At 40.6% G+C, this 25,101-nt stretch carries 20 protein-coding genes; 9 read left to right on the forward strand and 11 right to left on the reverse strand.

The window, feature by feature from the left end:
- Positions 1–140: 140 nt before the first annotated feature.
- Positions 141–1,667: a fumarate hydratase gene (locus tag AC27JP_RS00850; RefSeq protein ID WP_487111558.1), complete on the reverse strand. Its 1,527-nt coding sequence runs from the start codon at positions 1,665–1,667 to the stop codon at positions 141–143.
- A 209-nt stretch (positions 1,668–1,876) separates the two neighbouring features.
- Here AC27JP_RS00850 and pabB point away from each other — a divergent pair, with 209 nt between their 5' ends.
- The 3 genes from pabB (at position 1,877) to AC27JP_RS00865 (ending at position 5,423) form a co-directional block, all read left to right on the forward strand.
- Positions 1,877–3,283: an aminodeoxychorismate synthase component I gene (gene pabB, locus AC27JP_RS00855; RefSeq protein WP_487111559.1), complete on the forward strand. Its 1,407-nt coding sequence runs from the start codon at positions 1,877–1,879 to the stop codon at positions 3,281–3,283.
- A 53-nt stretch (positions 3,284–3,336) separates the two neighbouring features.
- Complete coding sequence (locus AC27JP_RS00860; RefSeq protein WP_487111560.1) at positions 3,337–3,906, forward strand: CoA pyrophosphatase; 570 nt, start codon at positions 3,337–3,339, stop codon at positions 3,904–3,906.
- Positions 3,907–4,046: 140 nt separating this feature from the next.
- Complete coding sequence (locus AC27JP_RS00865; protein ID WP_487111561.1) at positions 4,047–5,423, forward strand: L-serine ammonia-lyase; 1,377 nt, start codon at positions 4,047–4,049, stop codon at positions 5,421–5,423.
- An 87-nt stretch (positions 5,424–5,510) separates the two neighbouring features.
- Here AC27JP_RS00865 and cysB read toward each other — a convergent pair whose 3' ends face one another.
- Positions 5,511–6,485 carry an HTH-type transcriptional regulator CysB gene (gene cysB / locus AC27JP_RS00870; protein ID WP_487111562.1) on the reverse strand — a complete coding sequence of 325 codons (975 nt, stop codon included), beginning with the start codon at positions 6,483–6,485 and terminating at the stop codon, positions 5,511–5,513.
- Between the two features lie 265 nt (positions 6,486–6,750).
- Between cysB and AC27JP_RS00875 the strand changes: the two genes are divergently transcribed.
- The gene (locus AC27JP_RS00875) at positions 6,751–7,515 is read left to right on the forward strand and encodes a hypothetical protein (protein WP_487111563.1); all 765 of its coding nucleotides are present in this window, start codon (positions 6,751–6,753) and stop codon (positions 7,513–7,515) included.
- Positions 7,516–7,575: 60 nt separating this feature from the next.
- Positions 7,576–7,956: a ribosome recycling factor family protein gene (locus AC27JP_RS00880; RefSeq protein ID WP_487111564.1), complete on the forward strand. Its 381-nt coding sequence runs from the start codon at positions 7,576–7,578 to the stop codon at positions 7,954–7,956.
- A gap of 231 nt (positions 7,957–8,187) precedes the next feature.
- Here the strand turns inward: AC27JP_RS00880 and topA are convergent, their stop codons facing one another.
- Positions 8,188–10,863 carry a type I DNA topoisomerase gene (topA, locus tag AC27JP_RS00885; protein ID WP_487111565.1) on the reverse strand — a complete coding sequence of 892 codons (2,676 nt, stop codon included), beginning with the start codon at positions 10,861–10,863 and terminating at the stop codon, positions 8,188–8,190.
- Positions 10,864–11,263: 400 nt separating this feature from the next.
- Between topA and AC27JP_RS00890 the strand changes: the two genes are divergently transcribed.
- A complete protein-coding gene (locus AC27JP_RS00890) occupies positions 11,264–12,370 on the forward strand; it encodes an arginase family protein (protein WP_487111566.1) in 1,107 nt (368 codons plus the stop codon).
- Between the two features lie 134 nt (positions 12,371–12,504).
- Here AC27JP_RS00890 and AC27JP_RS00895 read toward each other — a convergent pair whose 3' ends face one another.
- Positions 12,505–14,730 carry a beta strand repeat-containing protein gene (locus AC27JP_RS00895; RefSeq protein WP_487111567.1) on the reverse strand — a complete coding sequence of 742 codons (2,226 nt, stop codon included), beginning with the start codon at positions 14,728–14,730 and terminating at the stop codon, positions 12,505–12,507.
- 182 nt (positions 14,731–14,912) lie between these two features.
- On the opposite strand from AC27JP_RS00895, the gene AC27JP_RS00900 reads away from it, so the two are divergent.
- Complete coding sequence (locus AC27JP_RS00900) at positions 14,913–16,247, forward strand: dicarboxylate/amino acid:cation symporter (protein ID WP_487111568.1); 1,335 nt, start codon at positions 14,913–14,915, stop codon at positions 16,245–16,247.
- Positions 16,248–16,368: 121 nt separating this feature from the next.
- On the opposite strand, the gene kdsA is transcribed toward AC27JP_RS00900, so the two are convergent.
- The 7 genes from kdsA to hemA all read right to left on the reverse strand — a co-directional run bounded on the left by kdsA (position 16,369) and on the right by hemA (position 23,286).
- Positions 16,369–17,211 carry a 3-deoxy-8-phosphooctulonate synthase gene (gene kdsA, locus AC27JP_RS00905; protein WP_487111569.1) on the reverse strand — a complete coding sequence of 281 codons (843 nt, stop codon included), beginning with the start codon at positions 17,209–17,211 and terminating at the stop codon, positions 16,369–16,371.
- A gap of 56 nt (positions 17,212–17,267) precedes the next feature.
- On the reverse strand, positions 17,268–18,530 hold the full coding sequence (locus AC27JP_RS00910; protein ID WP_487111570.1) for a DUF819 family protein: 1,263 nt from the start codon (positions 18,528–18,530) through the stop codon (positions 17,268–17,270).
- 75 nt (positions 18,531–18,605) lie between these two features.
- Positions 18,606–19,406 carry a tetratricopeptide repeat protein gene (locus tag AC27JP_RS00915; protein ID WP_487111571.1) on the reverse strand — a complete coding sequence of 267 codons (801 nt, stop codon included), beginning with the start codon at positions 19,404–19,406 and terminating at the stop codon, positions 18,606–18,608.
- Positions 19,407–19,444: 38 nt separating this feature from the next.
- Positions 19,445–19,819, reverse strand: coding sequence for a SirB2 family protein (locus AC27JP_RS00920; protein ID WP_487111572.1), 375 nt, complete (start codon positions 19,817–19,819; stop codon positions 19,445–19,447).
- 37 nt (positions 19,820–19,856) lie between these two features.
- Positions 19,857–20,699 carry a peptide chain release factor N(5)-glutamine methyltransferase gene (prmC, locus tag AC27JP_RS00925; RefSeq protein ID WP_487113404.1) on the reverse strand — a complete coding sequence of 281 codons (843 nt, stop codon included), beginning with the start codon at positions 20,697–20,699 and terminating at the stop codon, positions 19,857–19,859.
- A 50-nt stretch (positions 20,700–20,749) separates the two neighbouring features.
- Positions 20,750–21,838 carry a peptide chain release factor 1 gene (prfA, locus tag AC27JP_RS00930; protein ID WP_487111573.1) on the reverse strand — a complete coding sequence of 363 codons (1,089 nt, stop codon included), beginning with the start codon at positions 21,836–21,838 and terminating at the stop codon, positions 20,750–20,752.
- A gap of 179 nt (positions 21,839–22,017) precedes the next feature.
- Positions 22,018–23,286, reverse strand: coding sequence for a glutamyl-tRNA reductase (gene hemA, locus AC27JP_RS00935; RefSeq protein ID WP_487111574.1), 1,269 nt, complete (start codon positions 23,284–23,286; stop codon positions 22,018–22,020).
- 256 nt (positions 23,287–23,542) lie between these two features.
- Here hemA and lolB point away from each other — a divergent pair, with 256 nt between their 5' ends.
- Complete coding sequence (gene lolB, locus AC27JP_RS00940) at positions 23,543–24,157, forward strand: lipoprotein insertase outer membrane protein LolB (RefSeq protein WP_487111575.1); 615 nt, start codon at positions 23,543–23,545, stop codon at positions 24,155–24,157.
- A 10-nt stretch (positions 24,158–24,167) separates the two neighbouring features.
- Positions 24,168–25,034 carry a 4-(cytidine 5'-diphospho)-2-C-methyl-D-erythritol kinase gene (ispE, locus tag AC27JP_RS00945; RefSeq protein WP_487111576.1) on the forward strand — a complete coding sequence of 289 codons (867 nt, stop codon included), beginning with the start codon at positions 24,168–24,170 and terminating at the stop codon, positions 25,032–25,034.
- Positions 25,035–25,101 lie beyond the last annotated feature (67 nt).

The following is a 25,101-nucleotide window of genomic DNA, read 5'->3' on the forward strand; positions in this document are numbered from 1 at the left end:
ACAATTAGCTTCTCTCTGAAACAGAAAAATTGACTATTGTTCCTGTACATACACGCTCTTTCACATCCATGTGACCGCGACATACCGTACATCCTGTACATAAAAAAACGCCCTATATGGGCGTTTTAATCAATTAAAAGCTATGCGCCTTTTAACTTGCTATCAAGTTCTTCAATTTTGGCTTGCCAAATAGCAGGTCCGGTAACATGTGCTGATTCACCTAAGCTATCAACAGCAACGGTTACTGGCATATCTTCTACTTCAAATTCGTAGATTGCTTCCATTCCCATATCTTCAAAGGCAACCACTTTCGCTTTCTTAATCGCTTTAGATACCAGGTAAGCTGCGCCACCTACAGCCATTAAATAAACCGACTTATGGTTTTTAATACACTCAACTGTTGCAGGGCCGCGTTCGGCTTTACCGATAGTGCCTAACAAGCCTGTTTCAGCCAGCATCATTTCAGTGAATTTATCCATGCGGGTTGCTGTTGTCGGGCCAGCTGGACCTACAGCTTCATCACCAATAGCGTCAACTGGGCCAACGTAATAAATAAATTTATCGGTAAAATCGACAGGTAACTCTTGTCCGGCTGCTAACATATCTTGAATACGTTTATGGGCGGCATCACGACCCGTTAAAATAGTGCCGCTAAGCAATACCGTTTCACCGGTTTTCCATTCGCTGATATCTGTTTTTGATAATTCATCAACATTGACACGGCGAACATTTTCGCCCACTTCCCAAGTGATTTCTGGCCAATCTTCTAGCTTCGGCGGTGTTAAATCTGCTGGACCTGAGCCATCAAGGTGGAAATGCACATGACGAGTTGCCGCACAGTTAGGGATCATCACCACAGGCTTTGATGCCGCATGGGTTGGTACTGAGTTTATTTTAATATCAACAACCGTTGTTAAACCGCCTAAGCCTTGAGCACCAATGCCGAGCTTGTTAACACGGTCGTAAATTTCTAATCGTAACTCTTCTTCAGCATTTTCAGGGCCACGATCAATTAGTTCTTGAATGTTGACTGGGTCCATTAAGCTTTCTTTTGCCAATACACCCGCTTTTTCAGCCGTACCACCAATGCCTATGCCAAGCATGCCCGGCGGACACCAACCTGCGCCCATAGTTGGTAACGTTTTCACCACCCAATCAGCAATAGAATCACTTGGGTTTAACATCACCATTTTCGATTTATTTTCACTACCTCCGCCTTTAGCCGCAATCATCACTTCAATATGATCACCTGGTACCATATCAATATGAACAACCGATGGCGTATTGTCTTTAGTATTAAGTCGTTTGCCAGCCGGGTCGGCAACAATTGACGCTCGTAATGGGTTATCTGGATTTAAATACGCACGACGAGTTCCCTCATCAACCATTTGTTGCACGGTCAGATCAGTGTTATCCCACTGCACAGCCATACCCACTTTGACGAAACAAGTGACAATTCCAGTATCTTGACAGATAGGTCGTTTGCCATGTGCCGACATGCGTGAATTAATCAGAATTTGTGCTATTGCATCTTTAGCCGCCTGACTCTCTTCTTTGTGATATGCCTGTTCAAGTGCCTGAATAAAATCAAGGGGATGATAGTAAGAAATGTACTGCAGCGCATCTGCAACGCTTTCGATTAAATCTTGTTGTTTTATAATTGCCATAACGGTCTCTTTTATATGAAGATCAGCGAGAGATATTCAATCTATAGTTGAAAGTTATAAATTTGCCGATATCATACCTTGCTTATTACATAGCTACCAGTATCAAATGGTCTAATATAATGACCTTAGATAACTAATTAATGCTTAATTTCATGGTCTTTCAGTCATTTTTGATTGAATTATCTAGTGCAAAATTGTGTGAGAATACTTTGCCAACAAATTCAACTAAAACTCTGTCAGCCCAACGCCTGCAACTTGAACTAACCTTCGATAGCGAAATGCTTTTTTCCGTTATTGAGCTCCAACCTTGGGCAATGTGGTTAGACTCATCTGATAGTGAACATGTTGACAGCCGTTATGACATTATAGTTTGGCAACCCAGTATTACCTTAACAACCTACGGCAACACCACTACCGTGAGCGATTGTTGCAAGAATCAACATTATCAAAGCCAAGCAGATCCACTATTACTCATTAAAAATGAGCAAGCAGCATTATTTTCTTCAATTAACATTAAGCATAGTCAATTGCCGTTTAAAGGCGGCAGTGTTGGTTACTTTGCCTACGACCTAGGTAAACGTTTTGAAGTTATAGAGCAACAAAATCATAAGGATATCGATATTCCTGAAATGGCAGTAGGTATCTACCAACAAGCGATTATATTTGATAAGCATACTCATTCGTTTTGGCTAGTATGTGAAGATGAAAAGCGCACACAGATCACTGATTTCTTTGCTAAAGCAATAACGAAAAAGCTCAATACTCAAGAAAGCTTCCAGTTAAGCTCCGCTTGGCAATCCAACATGCAACCGGCTGAGTATCGTGACAAATTCAATCAAGTACAAGACTACCTAATTTCTGGAGACTGTTACCAAATTAACTTAGCCCAACGCTTTACCGCTAATTATACCGGCAGCGAATATCAGGCGTATTGTGCTCTACGTCAGGAGAACAAAGCGCCTTTCTCAGCTTTCTTGCGCTTTCAAGATAGTGCCATTTTAAGTATTTCACCTGAGCGCTTTTTACAACTTACCGACAATAAAGTACAAAGTAAGCCCATTAAAGGCACGCGTCCGCGCAGTGATGACGCCATAATTGATCAAGCAAATGCCGACGAACTGAAACATGCTAGCAAAGATAAGGCGGAAAACTTAATGATTGTTGATTTGTTGCGTAACGACATCAGCAGGGTTTGCCGTGCAGGTACGGTAAAGGTGCCATCAATTTTCAATATTGAAAGTTTTCCTGCGGTGCACCATTTAGTTAGCACAGTTGAAGGCGAAATATTACCAGAGTATGACGGCAGCGATTTGTTACGCGCCGCATTTCCCGGCGGCTCAATTACTGGCGCACCAAAAATTCGTGCCATGGATATCATTGAAGAACTAGAGCCAAATCAACGCAGTGTTTATTGTGGCTCTATTGGCTATCTTTCCGCTTGTGGAAAAATGGACACCAGCATTACCATCAGAACCTTAATATGTCACGATAAGCAAATATATTGCTGGGCTGGCGGCGGTTTAGTTGCCGATTCAGATGTTGACAGTGAATACCAAGAAACTTACGATAAAGTAAATAAAATACTGCCAGTGTTAAGTAAATTAAACGCAGAATAATATACTAGTGTCGAATAAAGCGTAGTAATGCTTTTAAACGTTGAAGGTGATGTATGACTAAAGATGAATTTGTCCAACGCTTTCAAATGCAATTATTACCGGTTTCAACACATAAATTTCGCTCCCCTCATAAACTCAAAAGTGCCGCGGTATTAATTCCAATTGTTATTAGCCACGGTCAGCTTGAAATACTGCTAACCAAACGAGCAAGCCACTTAACCCATCATCCCGGACAAATTAGTTTTCCCGGCGGTAAAGTTGAGCCTAGCGATCAAAATATTATCGCCACCGCCTTACGTGAAACCGAAGAAGAAATAGGTTTGAAACCCGAGAATATTCAGGTGCTTGGCCAATTAAAGTCCTACCAAACCATATCAGGTTATGAGATAACGCCCATTGTTGCCTTCGCCAGAAAAAGTGATAACTATCAATTTGATGACAACGAAGTCGCCGAGGTCTTTCATGTTCCTTTATCGCATTTTTTATTGCGTGAACATCATATCAAAGTGCCATTTTACCATAAGGGTAAAAGTCATCACGTGCACTTTATGCCTTATCAAAATTACAATATTTGGGGCGCAACCGCAGCAATTTTACATGATCTAAGCGTCATACTAAATTAAACAGTGACACATTGACTTAGCCACTATAATTATACTATTTGCGACAATATTTTGTTTTGCATGCTGAAAGCTTTCAGCTACAATCACCGAACAAAATTTTACTTTCACTTATATTTAACAATATATATTCAGGTTTATTTATGATTAGTGTATTTGATATGTTTTCAATAGGAATTGGTCCTTCCAGTTCTCATACCGTTGGCCCAATGAAAGCAGCAAAGTTATTTGTTGAAAACCTAATTGCTGAAGATAAACTAAGCCAAACCGACCGAGTAAAATGTGAACTATTTGGCTCACTAGGTCAAACCGGTGTCGGTCATGGTACAGGCAAAGCAGTAATTTTAGGCCTTACCGGACAAAGTCCTGAAACGATTCCAGTTGATTCAATCGAATCAACCTTGGCTGACGTTGTTGCCAGTGAAAAAATCAATCTGAATATGCAACAGCTCATTGATTTTCCAAAATCTAACGCCATTATTTACCATCGTCGTAAAACCTTACCGGCTCATGCCAATGCCATGACCATATTCGCTTATAGTGGCGATGAGGTAATATTCGAAGAAACCTACTACTCAATAGGTGGTGGCTTTATTGTTAAAGACTGCGACTTTGAAAAGGAAAAAAATAAAGCGCTTTCAACCCATAGCAACATTAACCGCCCACATCGCTTTAGTAGCGCTGACGAATTACTACAGTTGGCCAATGAGAAAGGCTTAAGTATCAGCACTATCATGATGGACAATGAAAAATGTCTGCAAGATGAAGTTAATATTCGTCAAGGCTTACTGGATATTTGGCACGCAATGAAAGCGAGTGTTGATCGTGGCATGGTTACCGAAGGTATTTTACCGGGGGGTTTAAAAGTCATTCGCCGCGCTCCGGCATTGCACCGCGCGCTTAATGTCGAAAAAAACACCGATCCACTTGCCGCAATGGACTGGGTTAATCTCTTTGCCTTAGCAGTAAATGAAGAAAATGCCGCTGGTAGCCGTGTAGTTACCGCACCAACCAATGGCGCTGCGGGCATTATTCCTGCAGTTTTATGTTACTACGATAAATTTATTAAACCCGTCACAGATGACGACTGTATACGTTATCTATTAACCGCTGCTGCCATTGGTATTTTATATAAAACCAACGCAACGATTTCAGGCGCGGAAGGTGGCTGTCAGGCAGAAGTCGGCGTTGCCTGCTCTATGGCTGCTGGCGCGTTAACTGAGATTATGGGCGGCTCACCAGTGCAAGTAGAAAATGCTGCTGAAATTGGTATGGAACATAACCTAGGCCTTACCTGTGATCCTGTCGGCGGTTTAGTTCAGGTGCCTTGTATTGAACGCAACGCGATGGGCTCGGTAAAAGCAATTAACGCCTCTCGTCTGGCTTTGCGCGGCACCGGCAAACAAAAGGTTTCATTAGATAAAGTTATCAAAACCATGTGGGATACCGGTAATGATATGAAAACGAAATATAAAGAAACCTCACGTGGTGGTTTAGCGGTTAATATCATTGAGTGTTAATCACTAAAAATTAATTCATGATATTGCAAAAACAAAAAAGCCGTATTAAATGAATACGGCTTTTTTTATTGGTTAAACTTTTCAGCTCTAACGCGTTGGCAATTTAATGTTGGCAAACATTTCATCAATTTCCGCATTATTCTTTAACAAAATCGCTCTAGTAACTAAGTCGCGATTCAAGTGCGGTGCAAAGCGTTCGATAAAATCAAACATATAACCGCGTAAGAATGTACCGCGTCTAAAGCCGATTTTGGTGGTGCTTGGCGTAAATAAATGGCTCGCGTCAATGGTGACTAAATCGTCGTCAATATCTGGGTCCATCGCCATGCTGGCAATAACGCCAACACCTACACCCAAGCGTACATAAGTTTTGATCACATCAGCATCTGTTGCGGTAAAAGCTATTTTAGGTTCAACACCAATTTCACTAAACGCTGCATCTAATTCGGAACGCCCAGTAAAACCAAAAACATAGGTCACTAAAGAATATTTAGCGATATCTTCAATGGTAATATTGGTTTTATTTGCTAGTGGATGATCCGGCTTAACAATAATACTGCGGTTCCAATGATAACAAGGCAGCATCACCAAATCGTTATACAAATGCAACGACTCTGTCGCAATTGCAAAATCTGCTTCACCTTTACTCGACGCATCACTAATTTGCGACGGCGTTCCTTGGTACATATGCAATGAGACTTTTGAATACTTCTTCATAAAGCCCTGAATCACTTCAGGTAAAGCATAACGCGCTTGGGTATGAGTCGTAGCTATACGCAACTTGCCTTCATCAGGCTGGGTGTGTTCGCGAGCAACTGCTTTTATCGCTTCAACTTTAGATAATATCTCGGTAGCAATATTGATCACTTCGTTACCAGCAGAGGTTACATGGGTCAAATGTTTGCCACTTCGGCCAAAAATTTGAATACCTAATTCATCTTCAAGCATTCTAACTTGCTTACTGATACCAGGTTGAGAGGTGAATAAACTTTCTGCGGTAGCGGAAACGTTTAAATTATTGTTCAATACTTCGACGATATAACGGAGTTGCTGCAGCTTCATAATTATAATTCGGAATTTTCTTATTCGAAAAATATATACTTAAATGAAAATTTATTCCATATTATTTTTTAGATTTTGTACAATTAATCCACAAAATAGTAATTTTCACAATAATTTGCCAAGATATTTACCTATAAACGCGAAAAACCAAATGTTACTTTGTTGTTAATATATGAAAAGAAACTGCTTTCTCCTTTGCTTCACCTAACAATTTTTGTAGACTGCTACACTAGTAATTTATATTTTTTAAAATAGAGAATTAAACATGGGCATTATCATCGCTTTAATTATCGCTTTAATTATCATTGTCGTGGTAGTCAACGCAATACAACAGCATAAAGAAAAATTAGAACAAGAAAAACGTGCCAAGGTCGCCAAACAAAAAGCTATTATTGATGAAACAGAAGAGCTAATTTTAAGTTTAGCTAATTTGCCTAACAATCCATTATTAATTGAGATACTGAATAATCGCAGCCTGAATGCCGCTAAAACTATGGTACAAATCATGCCGGAGAACAAGGCATTGGCTAAGCGCGTACAAGAAATGGAGGCACGAGTTAATGCCAGTAAAGGCAATAACTCAGCCTCTGCAGGAGAACAACATTTTACCTTACCTGATAATGAACAGCACTTGGTCGGCATTTTACAATGCATCAAAAAATTACGTGCAACACTAAAATCAGAACAAACCAAAGGTAACTTGGATGCGCAAACCTTTACTCAAGAAGATCTTAAACTATCTGCGATGCAACTAAAAATTGGCGTAGAAAGTTTACAAAAACGTGGCAACATGGCTCATCAAAAAGAGATGTTAGGCTCGGCACGACAATATTTTGAAAAGGCCTTGCAAACAATATCAGAAAGCCCAGTACAAACAGATTATTGCCAAGCTAAGCGCGCTGAAATTGAAACAACTTTGGAAGAAATAACCTCTTCATTAAAAAATACCAACGCCAAAGATGCTGCTAAAAAAGCCAAAGCGGAAGAGGATGATTTAGACTTATTATTTCAACCTAAGAAAAAGTGGTAAGTTAAATTTTACGAAAATAAGCCAGCAAAATTGCTGGCTTTTATTTTGGATTTTCAGATCATGAAGACCCCCAAAAACCACATCCCCTACATCACCTTACCCTCTTTTTTACGCCGGGTATTAAAAGCTTATGCAATTAAAGCCCTGATGCGCGAACAAGGCTGTGAAGTCAATCGTATTGGTCGATCACGTAATTGGCAACTCAAAGCCACATTTGAGCAACTTGAAGCTACGATAGCTGCCATAGAAGCAAGTGAGGAACCCAGTTGGCAATGGTTAGCGACTCACCTTTCTAAACAACGCAAAAATTTAGGTTTTGATATGCTGGTAAGCATAGCACTAAAAAAACCAGGTATAACAGTCACAGAGCTTATGCAGCGTACCGACTGTACTATCGCGGAAGCAAGAAGAGTTATCGATAAGATAGAGTTTGACGAGTAATTTGATTTAATCAACAGCCGCTAATAACATCGAGATACCTATCCACCTGCAACCGCGCCCCCCTCTTGTCCTAAATACAGCACTCCTTTGCATCTCCGCAATCCTGCCATACCCATTACCCTGGAGATAGACGCTCCTGTGCATCCATGCAGCCGCGATATAGCGTACATCTAGTGCATAAAAAAAGCGCTCATAGAGCGCTTTTTTTAATTTCTTCAGGTTAAGATTTAGTTAAGCTGTTTTCTTAACTTTCGCTTTTGGCTTAGCTTTCGCCTTAGCCTTGGGCGCTTTTTTCTTCGCTAATTCCTCAACCCATTTACCGTCAATATATTTAGCATTCCATCCAGTTGCTTTACCTTCAACTTCTGTCATCACATATTGCGACTTAGTTTTACGGCTATAGCGCACAACCGCTAAATTACCTTCTGGATCTTTATCAGGTGCATCGGCAAGATAATAGAACTTCTCTGAAATTCTATCGCGAAAACGTGCTAATTCAGCTACTTTCGGTGCCCGTGTTTCCCGCGAGCGAGGGAAAGTATTTGCTGCTAAAAATATCCCAGCAGCACCATCACGTAACACGAAATGCGCCTCTGATTTTTCACAAGGCAATTCTGGCAATTGCACAGGATCTTCTTTTGGTGGCGCAGCTTCACCGCTAGCTAATAACTTACGGGTGTTTTTACACTCACTGTTAGTACAGTCAAAGTACTTACCAAAACGACCTGATTTAAGCTCCATTTCAGATTCACAACGATCGCACTCAAGTATGGGGCCGTCATAACCTTTAAGTTTGAACTCACCTTTCTCTAATTCAAGGCCATCACAAACCGGGTTATTACCACAAACATGCAGTTTACGAGTTTCATCGATTAAGTAACTGTCCATCGCCGTGCTACATTTACGACAACGATGCATAGCCCGTAATGCTTCTGTTTCTTGATCTTCCGCTAAAACACTAACCGCTTCTTCACCCGGCGTTAAATTCATGGTGGTTGTGCAGCGTTCTTTTGGTGGTAACGCATAGCCAGTACAACCTAAGAAAACGCCAGTAGAGCCGGTTCTAATGCCCATTTTACGGCTACAGGTTGGACAATCAATATCGGTAACGATAGGTTCATTATTGCGCATCCCCCCTTCTTCAGAAGGTTTATCAGCTAACGATAATTGTTCAGTAAAGTTCTTGTAGAATTCGTTTAATACGTCTTTCCAGTTAGTTTTGCCATCCGCAACTTCATCAAGCTCTTGTTCCATATTTGCGGTAAAGTCATAGTTCATCAGGTTTTTAAAGCTTTCAGATAAACTATCAGTAACAATTTCACCCATTTTTTCTGCGTAAAAGCGTTTCTTATCTAAACGTACATAACCGCGATCTTGAATGGTTGAAATAATTGACGCATAAGTGGACGGGCGACCAATAGAACGTTTTTCTAATTCCTTTACTAACGATGCCTCACCAAAACGCGCTGGTGGTTTAGTAAAATGTTGGGACGGGTCTAATTTATCTAAAGTTAACACTTCACCTACCGCTAAATCCGGTAAATGCTTGTCATCACCTTTCGACAATTGTGGGTGAACGCGTGTCCAACCATCAAATTGCATAACACGCCCTTTCGCTTTTAAATCAAACTCAGACGCCGATACTGTAATGGTACTAACCGTGTAACGGGCAGCAGTCATTTGACAGGCAACAAATTGACGCCATATTAATTCATATAATTTCTTAGCATCAGCATCAACGTCATTCAAAAATGCGGCTTCAAGCTTAACGTTTGATGGACGAATAGCCTCATGCGCTTCTTGCGCGTTGCCCTTACTACTGTATATTTTTGCTTTTTCTGGCAAATAGTTATCACCAAAATTATCACTAATATAGCCACGACATGCATCAACAGCGTCTTTACTTAAATTGGTCGAGTCGGTACGCATATAAGTAATATGACCGGCTTCATACAAACGTTGTGCAAGCCCCATGGTGCGCTTAACACCAAAGCCTAATTTAGTACTTGCCGCTTGTTGCAATGTCGAGGTAATAAACGGTGCTGACGGGGTACTTTTCGAAGGTTTATCTTCACGTTTAGCAACACTATATTTAGAAGATTTTAATACCGATAGCGCTTTATTGGTGTCAGCTTCATTGGTAGGCTTAAATACTTTGCCGTTTTCATGGGTAACATCCAAAACGAAATCAGTACCTGATGAGGTTTTAGTTTCCGCACTAACTTCCCAAAATTCTTGCGGATCAAACGCTTTAATTTCGCGCTCTTTTTCCACCACAAGTTTAACCGCGACGGATTGTACTCGTCCTGCCGACAAGCCACGAGCCACTTTTTTCCACAACAATGGACTGACCATAAAGCCCACTACGCGGTCAAGAAAGCGCCGAGCCTGTTGGGCGTTAACACCCGGCATGCTTAACTCACCTGGGGTTGAGAATGCTTGTTGAATAGCATTTTCAGTTATTTCATTAAAGACCACGCGCTTAAACTTATCGTCATCGCCACCAATAAGTTCTTTTAAGTGCCACGCAATCGCTTCTCCCTCTCTATCCAAATCGGTTGCGAGATAGATAGTGTCAGCTGTGCTGGCAAGTTTAGTTAATTCACTAACCACTTTTTCTTTGCCTGGCAGCACCTGATAATTAGCTTGCCAGTCGTTGTCTGGGTCAATTCCCATACGATTTACTAGCGCTAATTTATCGCGTTTTTGCTTATATTTAGCTTTGGCTGCCGGCGCCATTTTACGTACTTCAGCGGGAGATTTAGCGGCGACTTTTTTACCTGTACTGCCGTGTGGTAGATCACGCACATGACCTACACTCGATTTTACAATAAAATCTTTACCAAGGTACTTGTTAATTGTTTTCGCTTTGGCTGGCGATTCCACAATTACCAGAGATTTTGCCATATTATTCTATATTCCTACTAAGCTGACCATCGTCAGTCTCGTCACAGACTTCTGCACTCTACTACTAAATATTGCGCGAGCAAAATATCAAGTAAAAATAACCTTAGAGAATAAAGCTGAGACGTAAAATTAAGTTTGAGACTAAAATTACTATTAGATATATCTGTAATTTAGCAAGCTGACAAGCAATAATTTTTTATATATATGCCTTTTTACTACTTTTAGCTATAATGATACGAATTTTTCGGCGCCATCATAATCGACTTTTTATAAAAACTTAAGGGCTAAAGCTTAAATAACTTTAGTTTCTCGCCCGCAAAGACAATTTTTTACAATCACTCCAGGTAGTTTGCGTTCATTTAAGTGAATTTCAATACCTTTTACTAGGAAGAGAATATACATGACAACTTCATGGTCAACGTTTAAAAACAAAATCACTCAATGTTTATGCCCGCCAGGCAATGGCGTATTTACGGTCAATACCGCCAAAGAACGTAAAGCACAGTTGCATAATGCCCTCTTTGGTCAAGCAGACAATATTGACGCGCTTTGGCAAGCAAGTGTTGACACTTTGCCGGAGTCAGGCAAAGCGGTAATATTAGGTGTAGCTTCTGATTGTGGTGGCGGCATTTTACGCGGCGCTAACTGGGGGCCATTATTTGTTCGCTCGACATTATTGGAGCAATACCCGAATTTAACTGCCTTTGATTTAGGTGATGTCCGCGTTATTCCGCACTTATTACATGATAAGTATCTAAATGAAGCAACGTTAGTAAACTGTCGTAAAGCCTTATACCAAAACCCAGAAAGCGCATTTGCGGTTAGCCCATTAACCATTACTGAAGATGTCTTACATGACTTTTATGCTGAATTTCCAAATAAAGGTATTTTTGGTATTGGTGGCGACCATTCTGTAAGTTATCCGTTAACTAAAGCCTACTTACAAGCTAAAAAACAACAAGGGAAACGCGCGGCAATTGTCCACTTTGACGCCCACACTGATTTGCTGGTTGAGCGTTTAGGCATAGATTTATGTTTTGGCTCGTGGTGTACGCATATTTTAGATGATCTAACTGAAAACAAAGACTTAATACAAGTGGGTATTCGCTCAAGTGGCAAACCTAAATCACATTGGGAAGGTACCTTTGGTGTTAAACAACATTGGGCTCACGAAGTAAAAGAGCAAGGAGTTGATGCCGTTATTGAAAAAATTGTAGCACAGTTAAAAGCGGATAATATTGATGAAGTCTATGTCAGTTTTGATATCGACGCGCTTGACGAGACCTATGCCGCTGCAACGGGTACACCTGAGCCAGATGGGTTATCCCCTAACGAAGCAATGAAGATATTACGTGCTGTGGCTGCGCAATGCCCTATTACCGGTGCCGATATGATGGAAATAGCCCCTTTTACCGATAGTACCGGTTTAGGTGCAGAAAGCCGTGACAGAACCCTTAAAGCTGGCGCAGAAATTTCAGCTTTCTTAATTGAAGAAATCAATAAGTAGTTTTTCAATTATTATGCTGGTAGAGATTTAAAGTTGAAAGTCATGATTTCGTCAACTTACTCACTTAATCAAAATAGAAAAAATAAAAAAGCCGCTCATTGGAGCGGCTTTTAATTTACAAAATCAAGCTAACTTTAATCAACAACAGTACAGTCACCGATCACACCAAATGGCCCGTCACCACCAATCCCTGATGTTGGCGGTGCAACGTCTTCATTTGAAACATCAGCGCCTAGTACCGGTAAATTAAAAATGGTATGAGAAAAGCTTTCAGTACCAGCGACCTTGGCACTGACAATTAAGTCGACATCTACCCATAGCGCGAAACTTTGCGCATATAAAATATCTATAATCGCTCGGCCTTGTGCATCAGTTGTTACTTCTCCTGAAGCTGACACAACATTTCCTGGTGTTAAAGTGCCACTGCCATTAATGTCTTCACCAACATCGAGTACGCCATCAACATTTAAATCTTCATTAGAGCAAATCGTTGTGTAGCCAGCGGTCCATCTAGCAAACTCACCACTGTCATCTAAAACCGCAACCCACTCACCTTTGTAATAGCTTTTCGGCACCGCAGAAACCGTTAGTACAACATTTTCTCTCGGTGTTGAGTCAACGTCGGTAACAAATACTGAGTATTGCTTATTATAGGTTGTAGTATCGACTTCAACTAATTCGTTACCTGTACCTAAGGCAATAAACAACTCTCTTTCCGCCACAGTTAAGGTCACGGTATCAGTTAAGCTAGTATCTTCTTGCACCGTTGCTGTTATTGACACTCCATCTTGCGCCGATACCGAGTTCGAGGTATATACTGTACTTGCACTGCCGTTACTATCCGTGACGGCTGTTGCCGGTAAAATTGAACCGCCATTGGTGTCTGTTAAGGCAAACTCAATGGTTTTACCTTTCACCAAGTTGCCATTAATATCTTTTACGATAACTGAAATAGTTGAAGTATCACCATTCGGCGCTATTGAGCTCGGTGATGCCTGCGCAGCAATAGTACTTGCTGTTTCAGCAACAAATTCAAATTCCAACTGATTGTTAAGCGAAACCGAGCCATCTGTTCCAGTCACAATAACAAGTGCCTTACCTGCGTTGGTAGAACTGATGGTAGCGGTGACTTTCCCGTCTACCGTTGTAGCCGAACTTTGTACTACAGTTCCTCGTGTTGAGGTAAAGCTTACCGCTGTGCCGTCAGCAACAGGTACATTAGATTGAGTCCAAGTAACCTCGATCTCTGCACTATTGGAAAGCAATACATCAGGTAAACTACTTACTTCAGGGTCTACTGATTGCGCACCATTGCTAAAACTACTAAATAGGAAAGAATCCCCTTGCACAGAAACATCATGTGAAACTGTCGCCCCCACTGCACTGGCAATAATAGTATTACTACCATCCGTTGTACCAATAACAGAGAAGCTGGCTTGTCCCGAGCTATCTGTCGTCACTGAGCTTGGCAGGGTTATATTTGCAACATTGCCACTGGCTGTACCTGAAAGTGATAAATCAACCGTGATGCCCGAAATACCTTCACTATCAGAATTTAGCACTTGGATAAAAAAGCTATTCTCATCATTAATGGCTAATGATGATGAGCCAGTCAAGTTGATGGTGGTTCCTGCTACTTGAATATTAACAGTATCAGTGACTTGACCACTTTGAGATGTAACCGTGATAACACGGTTTGTCGGCTCACTATTAGTTTTAAGTATCGCAGTAGCTTGACCATCAGCGCCAGTAACCGCATTAACCACTTCGATTTGTCCCGAAGTGGCACTAAAAGCAACCGTTACGCCTGCAACAAGGTTGTTATTATCATCTTTTGCAATTGTGGTTAATGCCACTTCGTCACTACCACTAGAGGCAATTTGTTGGCTGCTGGCAAATAAACTAATAGCACTAGCAACTGGTGCGCCAATAGCGTCGCCATCACCTGCACTTTTAAAAGTAACCGAATTTGAATCGATACCGTCAACCGATGCGGTGATCAAACCATCACCGCTACTAGCACCAGCTAATAATGTGATAACAGCCTGCCCGTCAGAATCAGTGCTATCAGTGCTTACATCAGTAGCAAAGCTCGCCAAATCGGCATTGTCTATTGAAAAAGTTACCAGCTTACCGGATAGAGCCGTTGCTCCCTGCATTACAGTAGCTGTTAGAGTTTGAGGTGTCGCTTGAGCTAAATTTTCATCAGAAATAACGAGTGAAATCGTTATCGCGTCAGGAGTCGTAGCATCACCATCATCAGTGGAATCGTCAAAGCCACCACTACTGCCTCCACACCCGACTAAACTGAGTAAAGCTGCAAACAGTAAAACAAAACTAAAGCGTTGAAGTAGCGCCATAAAAAGCATCTCCCTGGTAATTTTTATCATCAACTAATCCCATCTTAACCGAATTTTTCTAAAAAGGTCAGTGATTAGCAAAAAAAACATAATTTCATTGTACTTAGCAATATTCGCTAATCATTTGATTTCTGCTCGCAGCAACAACATAATACGATATCGCTTAATAAAACTAGAATAATATGACCGAAAAAAAGCAAGCAAGTTTAACCACCCGAATAGTTACCGGCATGGTTGCCGGTATCCTGGTTGGCACAATATTACAATGGTTAATGCCTGATGGCTCTGATGCCGTTATTCCCTTATATCTCTTTGATCTTTCATTACGGGGATTTTTAGTTGATGGAGTATTTGAGGTTGGTGGACAAATATTCATTTCGAGCTTGCAAATGCTCGTTGTGCCATTAGTTTTTGTTTCACTAATTTGTGGTACCTGTTCGTTGAAAGACACCACAAAACTTGGCCGAATTGGTGGTAAAGCGATTGGCTTATATTTGTTAACCACAGCCATCGCCATTAGTTTTGCCATGACCTTAGCCTTACTGATCAGTCCTGGTGAAGGGGTGAATATGACGGCAGGAACAACTTTTACTAGTCGTGAAGCCCCGTCACTCGCACAAGTTATTATTCAAATGTTCCCAAGTAATCCATTTGCTGCTTTTGCTAAAGGCAATATGCTACAAGTGATTATTTTTGCTTTATTGTTTGGTATCGCCATTGCTTTATCTGGTAAAGCCGGTGAGCGTATTGCATCACTTTTTGAAGATATGAGTGAAGTGATCATGCGTTTGGTCACAATATTGATGAACATTGCTCCTTATGGCGTATTTTGTTTATTAGCAGGACTGTTTACTGACGTGTCCTTAAGTACCTTCGGCAATTTAATAAAATATTTCCTTGTGGTAGTTTTTGCACTGGTACTACACGCGTTTGTTACCTATCCAACATTACTTAAACTATTAACGGGTTTAAACCCACTAATTTTCTTGAAGAAAATGCGAGATACTGCCATTTTTGCTTTTTCAACCTCAAGTAGTAATGCAACCTTACCGATCACATTAGAAACAACAACCAAAAAAATGGGCGTTAAAAACTCAATAGCTTCATTTACCGTACCATTAGGCGCCACCATTAATATGGATGGCACAGCGATAATGCAAGGTGTTGCGACGGTATTTATCGCCCAAGTATTTAGCCAAGACTTAACGCTTGCTGACTACTTGATGGTAATATTAACAGCAACATTAGCGTCTATTGGTACTGCCGGTGTTCCTGGTGTTGGCTTAATTATGTTAGCTATGGTGTTAGAGCAAGTAGGCTTACCGGTAGAGGGTATCGCACTGATCATCGGTGTCGATCGTTTATTGGATATGACACGCACCGCAGTCAATGTCACTGGCGATAGCATGGTTACCGTGATTGTTGGAAAATCAGAAGAGCAATTTGATGAAAGCGTATTTAATGATGAAAATGCCGGTAAGAGTATTGAAAATATCGACTTCCATCACATTAGATAAAAGTTAACCCTTCACATTGTAATTGTTCTGTCGATTCCTTAAATTTATGTTATCGACATAACTAATATAAAAAAAGAGCGCTAATTAGCGCTCTTTTATTTTAATCAATTTAGTCGTTATATTAGCCTGTGATTAGCGGTTCAAATCCTTTCACTAAATCATCTAACGCTTTCATTTGCGCCAAGTATGGCTCTAGTTTATCTAAAGGTAAGGCGCAAGGACCATCACACTTGGCTGTTAATGGGTCAGGGTGAGATTCAATAAACAAACCGGCAATACCTATTGCCATACCACTACGTGCTAGCTGTGCTGCTTGCGCGCGTCGACCATCCGCAGAGTCTGCACGACCACCAGGTTGCTGCAAAGCATGGGTCGCGTCGAACATAACTGGCGCATAGTTTTTCATCTCGTCCATTGCTAGCATATCTACAATTAAATTATTGTACCCAAAGCAGCTGCCACGCTCACAAAGAATAATATTTTCATTACCCGCTTCACCAAACTTATTAATAATATGGCGCATTTCATGTGCTGCTAGAAATTGTGGTTTTTTAACATTAATAATAGCGCCCGTTTTTGCCATAGCGACTACTAAGTCAGTTTGACGGGCAAGAAAAGCCGGCAACTGAATGATGTCAGCAACTTCAGCAACAGGTGCCGCCTGAAAAGTTTCATGTACATCGGTAATAATCGGCACATTAAAGGTCGACTTTATTTCTTGAAAAATCTTTAGGCCTTCATCTAACCCAGGGCCACGATACGAGCTAACAGAAGAGCGATTAGCTTTATCAAATGATGCTTTAAATACATAAGGGATATTTAGCTTTTGTGTCACTTCAACATAATGCTCAGCAATGGTCATTGCTAAATCACGTGACTCAAGAACGTTCATACCACCAAATAGCACAAACGGTTTATCATTTGCGATATCAATATCGCCAAGTGAAATTAATTGCTTCGACATAATATTTTCCAAAATTATCTTGGGGCTAAAAATTTAGCCCACTATTAATGGTGACTTTAACTACCCACAATTCTTAATAACTGGCCGCATAGCCATGCCATATAAGTGCCTAAAGCATAACCGAGTACAGCTAACAGCACACCAACAGGCGCAAGAGATGGGTGGAATGCAGAAGCGATAACAGGAGCCGATGCCGCGCCACCAATATTCGCTTTACTGCCCACGGCTAAATAAAATACTGGCGCTTTAATAAACCTGCCAACAGCAAATAACAATATCACGTGCACTGCCATCCAAATTAAACCAATCACCATGTACTTAGGCGCTTCAACAATTTGTGTAATGTCCATGTGCAAGCCTATAGTTGCCACTAAGACATATAAAAAACTACTACCAACCTTTGACGCACCAACAGATTCTAGCTTTCTAACTTTAGTAAACGACAATGCTAAACCAATAGTCGTTACCAATACGATAATCCAAAATAGTTTGCTATGTAAGCTGAACTTCTTTAATTCAGGGAAGTTGGCTTGGAAAAATGGCACTAGATAGTCAGCGGCGAGATGAGCAAAACCCGCGGCCCCTAGTCCAACCGCCAAAATCAGCATGTAATCTTTCAATTCGGGGTTTTTAGCATTAGCTTTCGTATGCGCTTCAACTTTTTCAACTAATCTGTCGATACTTGAAGTATCGGCACCATTTTTAGCATCAATACGTTTGTGATTAGCGGCCATGTAGAGTAGTCCCGCCATCCAAATATTGGCGACCACGATATCTACCGTGACCATAATAGTGAAAATTTTGCCGTCCGCGCCGTAAATTTCTTTCATGGCAAGCATATTAGCGCCACCGCCAATCCAACTACCTGCCAAAGCAGCCATGCCACGCCATACAGCGTCAGGGCCTGACACACCAATTAATTCTGGCCAAACAGCAGAAACAATCAGCAAGGCCAAAGGGCCACCAATAATGACGCCAACGGTGCCGGTTAAAAACATAATGACCGCTTTGCTACCTAAACCAACAATCGCTTTAATGTCGATACTTAAAGTTAGCAGCACCAAACAGGCGGGTAATAAATAATACTTGGCCACTTCGTCTACTTGGCTAACATCAGAGCTGACAATACCGAAGGTATTTAATAACGAAGGTAATAAATAACACATTAACAATGCCGGAACGTATTTATAAAATGAACGACAAGCGGCATTACTGCTGTTGGAAGTATAAAAAACAAAACCTAAAATAAGCGCCAAAATACCGAGTACGGTAGCATCGTTAGTGATTAATGGCGCATTCGCCACAACTGTATCTTGCATTAGTTATCCTTTTAATTTTATAACTTAAGCTATTGCTATTTATTCTTTTTCTAACAGATCATTGTTAAGTTTTTATTAGTGCAATATCGTATCTGAAATTGAAATTTTATCTAGCTGTAGTTTCAATAATTGAGCGGCGGGATCTTTCGGACATTGCTCAACAAAATACTGATAATCGTCGTAAGCCACTTTAAAACAATCAAGTTGATGTAGTAAATAACCACGATCACGACGTTCAAACGGATCATTTGGGTTTAACGCCAATAACATATCAACACATTTCAAGGCATTGTCATAAGCCTGTTCACGAATAAAGGCGGCCTTGAGGCTAGTAATATGTTCAAGCACTAAACTTTCCTGTTTCATCACATCCATTTGTATCTCAAATGGGTCGCCTGAAATTTCACTCATTCGCGCGTCTAACTCATGCCAATTAAGAGACTCGCCTGTGACGGGGTCAAATATAATGGCGTAGCTATCATCACAAATAATTCTGATCATGGCTTTTTCTGGTACAAAAACAATATCCGCTTTGCACTCACAAGCATTGGCAACATGAGCTATTAACACCGCCTTTAAGGTAGGTGAAATTAACTTATGACTTAATGCTGATGGTAATTGGTGCGAAATTATTGGCCAAACGGCGTGTTGCTTATCGATAAAAAGTTGATCAACAAACAAGGCATTAATTAATACTTCTGCCCGTTCTATCGGCTCTTTAACTTTACTCGTTTCATTCTGACACCAAGTCACTAAATCACTCAGTTCATCAATATCACTTTGATTTACCCCAAAGATATATTCTTCTAACAGTAAAAAAGTTTGTAATGGTTCATTTTGTTCAGATTTTATTTCTGACAACAACAACTCGTTCATGAATTCTCTTTTAATACGCTAATCTATTTCTTAATGCCTTAAAGCCCAGCTAAAAATACCGTTTCTTTACTCATGGCAATACGCACAATCAGCATTACCCAGCCCATAGCGCCTAGGAAACCAATAATTTGCATGGCACGATTACGGGCCAACTTTAACGTGTAATAACCGGTAAATATGTAAGCGACAACAGCAAATAATTTTTCCGCCAACCAGAGCTGTTCAGCAGGGTTCAAGGCCAATTTTATTGATAATGCTATACCTAAACCTAATAGCAAAGTATCGATAATATGTGGGGCAATTTTTAAAAACTTCAAGTTTAACTTTTCCGAATTAACTAATGCTAACGCGAAGCGAAAAGTAAAAAGTAAAATACTGATTGCAGCCACTGTCATATGTAAATGTTTAAGCACGGTGTTCTCCATTTATTTTTATATTTATTTTATGTTGTTAATTTTTGATAAAACAGCCTGAGGTTATTCTATCATTGCCATTGTAATCTTTAACCGTTGCTATTTTTTGATAGCCAAATTCACGCAAAATCTCTTGCACTGTTTGAGTTTGCTCAAAACCATGCTCGACATAAAAATAGCCGATGGCGTTAAAGTAATGCCTAGCTTGGGCGGCAATAAGCTTAATATCTGATAAGCCCTTGTCTTGGGCAACTAACGCCGATTTAGGCTCAAAGCGCACATCCCCTTCACTCAGGTGTTTATCATCTTCATCAATATAAGGCGGATTACTGACTATTACGTCGTATCGCTTACCCTGTTCAATATTGTTAAACCAGTCACTTTGAAAAATATTCACCTGGTTTAATGCTAAATTTTTTGCATTGTGCTGGGCAAGAATGACAGCTTCATCACTGTAATCAACCGCATCTATTTGCCATGAAGGTTGCTCTGACGCTAAGGCAAGTGCTATTGCTCCCGTGCCGGTGCCTAAATCTAAGCAGGTTAATTTATTGTCTTGATGATTATTTAACACTAGCTCAACGAGTACTTCAGTATCAGGACGTGGAATTAGGGTCGCAGGAGAAACTTGCAACGCCAAAGACCAAAACTCACGGGTTTTCAAAATGTAGGCAATTGGTTCGCCGTCAATACGGCGCAATAACAACGCAGCAAAATGTTTTGTTTGCGCTTTGGACAAAGTTTGCTCTGGCCAAGTCAACAAATAGGTTGTTGACTTATTTATAGCAAAACAGATTAATAGCTCAACATCTAACTTAGCACTATCAGATATCGGCGAAAGATGTTGTTGTCCATATGAGATTAACTGCGCAATGGTCATCGTTGAGAGTTGTTCAACCGATAACAATTGCGCTACTGCGAGTTCAGACACTAGTTTTGCTCAGCAAGCTCAGCTAATAAGTCAGCCTGACTCTCCTGCATTATTGGCTCTAATACCAACTGCAAGTTGCCTTCCATAATCTCATTCAAACGATAAAGCGTCAGGTTAATGCGATGATCACTCATGCGACCTTGTGGGAAGTTATAGGTACGAATACGTTCAGAACGATCACCACTGGCCACTAAGTTACGACGAGAAGACTCTTCTTCACTGCGACGTTTTTCATCTTCAGCTTGTTGTAATCTTGCTTGTAACACCGACATTGCCTGCGCACGGTTTTTGTGTTGCGAACGTTGATCTTGACACTCAACAACTACCCCGGTTGGAATATGAGTAATACGAATTGCTGAATCGGTTTTGTTAACGTGCTGACCACCAGCACCAGAGGCACGGAAAGTATCAACTTTTAAATCAGCTTTATTGATTTCAATGGCTTGTGACTCAGGAATTTCTGGCATTACCACAACCGTACAAGCTGACGTATGAACACGGCCTTGCGATTCAGTTTCCGGTACACGCTGCACGCGGTGACCGCCTGACTCATATTTCATTTGCCCGTAAACACCTTCACCATTAACTTTAGCGACGATTTCTTTGAAACCACCTTGCTCACTTTCGTTGGAGTTCATTAATTCGACTCGCCAACCTTGCTTTTCGGCATAGCGGCTGTACATGCGGAATAAATCACCAGCAAAAATAGCGGCTTCGTCACCACCGGCACCTGCGCGAATTTCAACAAAACAGTTATTGTCGTCTTTTGGATCACGTGGCAACAATAAAATTTGCAGCTCGTCGGTCATTTTTTCTACCGCTTTTTTCGCTGCTTTGAATTCTTCTTGCGCCATTTCACGCATATCAGGATCATCATCCTTAAGCATTTCTTCTGCGGTGGCAAAGTCATCTTCGGCTTCTTGAAAGGCGTGGAATGCAGACGTCACCACTTCTAACTGGGAGAATTCTTTCGATAAGGCTTGAAACTTTTCTTGATCGGCAATGGTCTCAGGATCAGACAACAAGGCTTGAACTTCTTCAAAGCGCTCTACAAGTATCTCAAGTTTTTGATAAACAGATTTATTCATTAAATGATCTTATATAGTCAATAATTGATGAATTACCCGCGCATTATATTCGACTCAGCAGGTAAATAGCAGTAATTTCTTAAAGTAGGCAAATACGCGGGCAGTATAAAGAGCTTAGCTATCAGTTTCAACGGCTGAGCAGTGCTAAAACAGTAATAGCTAATGGATAATGACGACGGTTATTTTTGGTGGTCGATATCAAAAATATCACGCAGATAAACTAATCTATCCAACTCGCCACCTTGTGCCGCTGATTGAATAGCACTGGTTGGCGCATGCATAAATTTATTGGTGAGTTTAGTGGCAAGTTCAGCGATCACCGCTTCAGGCTTTTTATTGGCCGCTAGTTGCTGCATGGCTTTTTCGAGCAGTTGGTCACGATTATCTAAACATTGTTTACGATAAGAAATCACCGTATCTTGGGTATTTAAACCGCGCAGCCATGACATAAAGCTAGAAGATTGATCTGACACTATGCCTTCTGCCAATACCGCTTCTTTACGACGATTTTCTAGGTTTTTTGCAATAATACTTTGCAAATCATCAACGGTATAAAGAAACACATCTTCTAAATCAGAAACTTGTTCTTCAATATCACGTGGCACGGCTAAATCCACCATAAACATCGGGCGATGCTTTCTTTTCGTTAATGCCTTTTCTACCATGCCTTTACCGATAATAGGTAAAGTACTGCCCGTCGAACTAATGACGATATCGGCATTTGCCATCATTTCCGGAATTTGGGCTAAGGTGATGACATCAGCACCGAATTGCTTTGCCATATTTTCCGCGCGACTTAGCGTACGATTAGCCACGGTAATATGACCGACATTATTTTCATATAAATGCTTAGCCACTAATTCAATGGTTTCCCCAGCACCAACAAGCAATACACGTGCTTTGTCTAAACTGGCAAAAATATGTTTTGCTAAATTAACGGCGGCAAAAGCAACTGAAACAGCGCTTGCCCCTATTTCGGTATCAGTACGAACTTGTTTTGCAACACCAAAAGTACGCTGAAAAAGTCGGTCCATGATCAATTCCATAGAACCGGCCGCTTTAGCTTGGTTGTAGGCTTGTTTCATTTGCCCCAATATTTGCGGCTCCCCCAAGACTAAAGAGTCTAAGCCACAAGCGACACGCATCATATGATTAACGGCCTGTTGATCTTGGTGCCAATACAAGCTTGGGGTAATAGTCGACGCGGGAACATTGTGATGTTGCTCTAACCAACGTACTAAACGTTCTTGTGTTAAAGCCACCTCACCTTCTTGTACTAAATACAATTCAGTTCTATTACAGGTAGATAAAATCGCTGCTTCTTTACATTCCACGGAGTTAACCAGTTCTTGTAACGCAGTGCTCAAGTTGTCAGGGTTAAATGAAATTTTTTCCCTAACAGCAACCGGAGCGGTTTTATGATTGATACCTACTGCAACTATCGACATATGAATATAGTGAATCCAATTAAATTTCTATGGCAAGCAAATTTTGCTGCGAAAGATTAGTTATCTAAAAGCTAATTATAAGCCAGCAATAACTAATTGACCCTATTATCAGCCAGATAATAAAAAAAACCTATGATCTGCGACAAAAAATCGCGATAATTTTACGAAAGATCACATTAAATTGAAAGCAAGCTATTTATATAATTGAATAGATTTATTGTTTATTTCGTTTTATGCCAACGACGCTAGGAAAGCCATGCTTAACAAGTCATTCATTACGTTACTATTTATCACGATTATAAGTGCTTGTAGCAGTATTAAAGACCAACCAGTCGATAACCGCCAGTTAGGGCAAGACAGTACCAGCCGAATTCAGCAAATGAGTTCCCTAGATAGCTGGACAATTTCAGGAAAAATCGCCTTTATATCTGGCAAAGAAAGGCAAAGTGCCACTCTACATTGGCAAAAAGATGCAACGAACAATGCTGAAACACTGAATCTATCTACCGTATTTGGCATTCAAGTATTAGAATTAACTCGCCAAGACAATAGCTTTTATTTAGAAGTTGACGGTGAAAACTATCAAACCCAAGACTTAGACCAGCTGATATATCAACTCACGGGCTTGAATTTACCGACCAGAGCCATGAATAATTGGCTAAAAGGCATAGCGTACTTGCCTGCAGATGAAATTATTTATCATGAGGTTACGCGTTTACCATTAACATTAACCAGTAACTACAATAATCAAAATTGGCATATCAATTACAGTAAATATCATCATATCGGCCCATTTCAATTAGCGAAGCAATTCACTATTAAGCAAAACGACTTGCGTATAAAAATTGTTATTCATTCATGGAAAATTTGACGAGGTATTCGTGAACGCTCAAGCATTTCATTCTTTTCCTGCACCGGCAAAGTTAAACCTTTTTTTACATATTGTTGGCCGGTTGGATAATGGCTACCACCAATTGGAAACCGTTTTTCAATTTCTAGATCACAGTGATACTTTACATATCAGGGCAACGAAAAATTGCGCTATATCACTTTTAACGCCAATTCCTGGTGTGGAAAATCATGACAACATCATAGTTAAAGCCGCAAAGCTATTACAACAGCACACCCAATGCCAACAGGGAGCGGAAATAAAACTTGAAAAAGTACTGCCAATGGGCGGAGGATTAGGTGGTGGCTCTTCTGATGCAGCAACAGTTTTATTGGCATTAAATGCATTATGGAATAGCCAACTGTCAATTGAGGAACTAGCCGCACTTGGCGTAAAACTTGGCGCCGACGTGCCTATTTTTGTCCATGGTTTTGCCGCCTTTGCTCAAGGTATTGGTGAGCAGCTGACGCCCGCTGCGCCAAAAACTTATTGGTATTTAGTCTCAAAACCTGATTGCAGCATTTCTACACAAAGTGTTTTTACCGCCGCAGATTTAACCAGAGATACACCAGCTATACGATACAGCGATGCCGACATAGAAAATTATCATAATGATTGTCAAACTTGGGTAATAAAACACTACCCTGAGGTTGCCAAGCTACTGAGTTGGTTGATAGAATACGCGCCGTCTCAAATGACTGGAACTGGTGCGTGTATTTTCTCACGTTTTAGTGCTGAAAATGAGGCACGCCACGTACAGTCTTTATTGCCCGAGGGCATTGAGTCTTTCGTTGCAAAAGGCTTAAATCAATCGCCCTTGCACAATGCGATTTCGGCGATTGAAAAACAATTAAGCTAAGGTGAATTTATTCACCTAAATTGCCACTAATACTGGCGAAATCAAAATAATTTGCTGATATTTAACT

This window comes from Colwellia sp. SU-HH01172 (assembly GCF_057553355.1).

Bases quoted from the DNA above. Each gene is read 5' to 3' on its own strand.
- AC27JP_RS00850 (WP_487111558.1), bottom strand. From the start codon at position 1,667: ATGGCAATTATAAAACAACAAGATTTAATCGAAAGCGTTGCAGATGCG.
- AC27JP_RS00860 (WP_487111560.1), top strand. From the start codon at position 3,337: ATGACTAAAGATGAATTTGTCCAACGCTTTCAAATGCAATTATTACCG.
- AC27JP_RS00865 (WP_487111561.1), top strand. From the start codon at position 4,047: ATGATTAGTGTATTTGATATGTTTTCAATAGGAATTGGTCCTTCCAGT.
- cysB (WP_487111562.1), bottom strand. From the start codon at position 6,485: ATGAAGCTGCAGCAACTCCGTTATATCGTCGAAGTATTGAACAATAAT.
- AC27JP_RS00875 (WP_487111563.1), top strand. From the start codon at position 6,751: ATGGGCATTATCATCGCTTTAATTATCGCTTTAATTATCATTGTCGTG.
- AC27JP_RS00880 (WP_487111564.1), top strand. From the start codon at position 7,576: ATGAAGACCCCCAAAAACCACATCCCCTACATCACCTTACCCTCTTTT.
- topA (WP_487111565.1), bottom strand. From the start codon at position 10,863: ATGGCAAAATCTCTGGTAATTGTGGAATCGCCAGCCAAAGCGAAAACA.
- AC27JP_RS00890 (WP_487111566.1), top strand. From the start codon at position 11,264: ATGACAACTTCATGGTCAACGTTTAAAAACAAAATCACTCAATGTTTA.
- AC27JP_RS00895 (WP_487111567.1), bottom strand. From the start codon at position 14,730: ATGGCGCTACTTCAACGCTTTAGTTTTGTTTTACTGTTTGCAGCTTTA.
- AC27JP_RS00900 (WP_487111568.1), top strand. From the start codon at position 14,913: ATGACCGAAAAAAAGCAAGCAAGTTTAACCACCCGAATAGTTACCGGC.
- kdsA (WP_487111569.1), bottom strand. From the start codon at position 17,211: ATGTCGAAGCAATTAATTTCACTTGGCGATATTGATATCGCAAATGAT.
- AC27JP_RS00910 (WP_487111570.1), bottom strand. From the start codon at position 18,530: ATGCAAGATACAGTTGTGGCGAATGCGCCATTAATCACTAACGATGCT.
- AC27JP_RS00915 (WP_487111571.1), bottom strand. From the start codon at position 19,406: ATGAACGAGTTGTTGTTGTCAGAAATAAAATCTGAACAAAATGAACCA.
- prmC (WP_487113404.1), bottom strand. From the start codon at position 20,699: ATGACCATTGCGCAGTTAATCTCATATGGACAACAACATCTTTCGCCG.
- prfA (WP_487111573.1), bottom strand. From the start codon at position 21,838: ATGAATAAATCTGTTTATCAAAAACTTGAGATACTTGTAGAGCGCTTT.
- hemA (WP_487111574.1), bottom strand. From the start codon at position 23,286: ATGTCGATAGTTGCAGTAGGTATCAATCATAAAACCGCTCCGGTTGCT.
- lolB (WP_487111575.1), top strand. From the start codon at position 23,543: ATGCTTAACAAGTCATTCATTACGTTACTATTTATCACGATTATAAGT.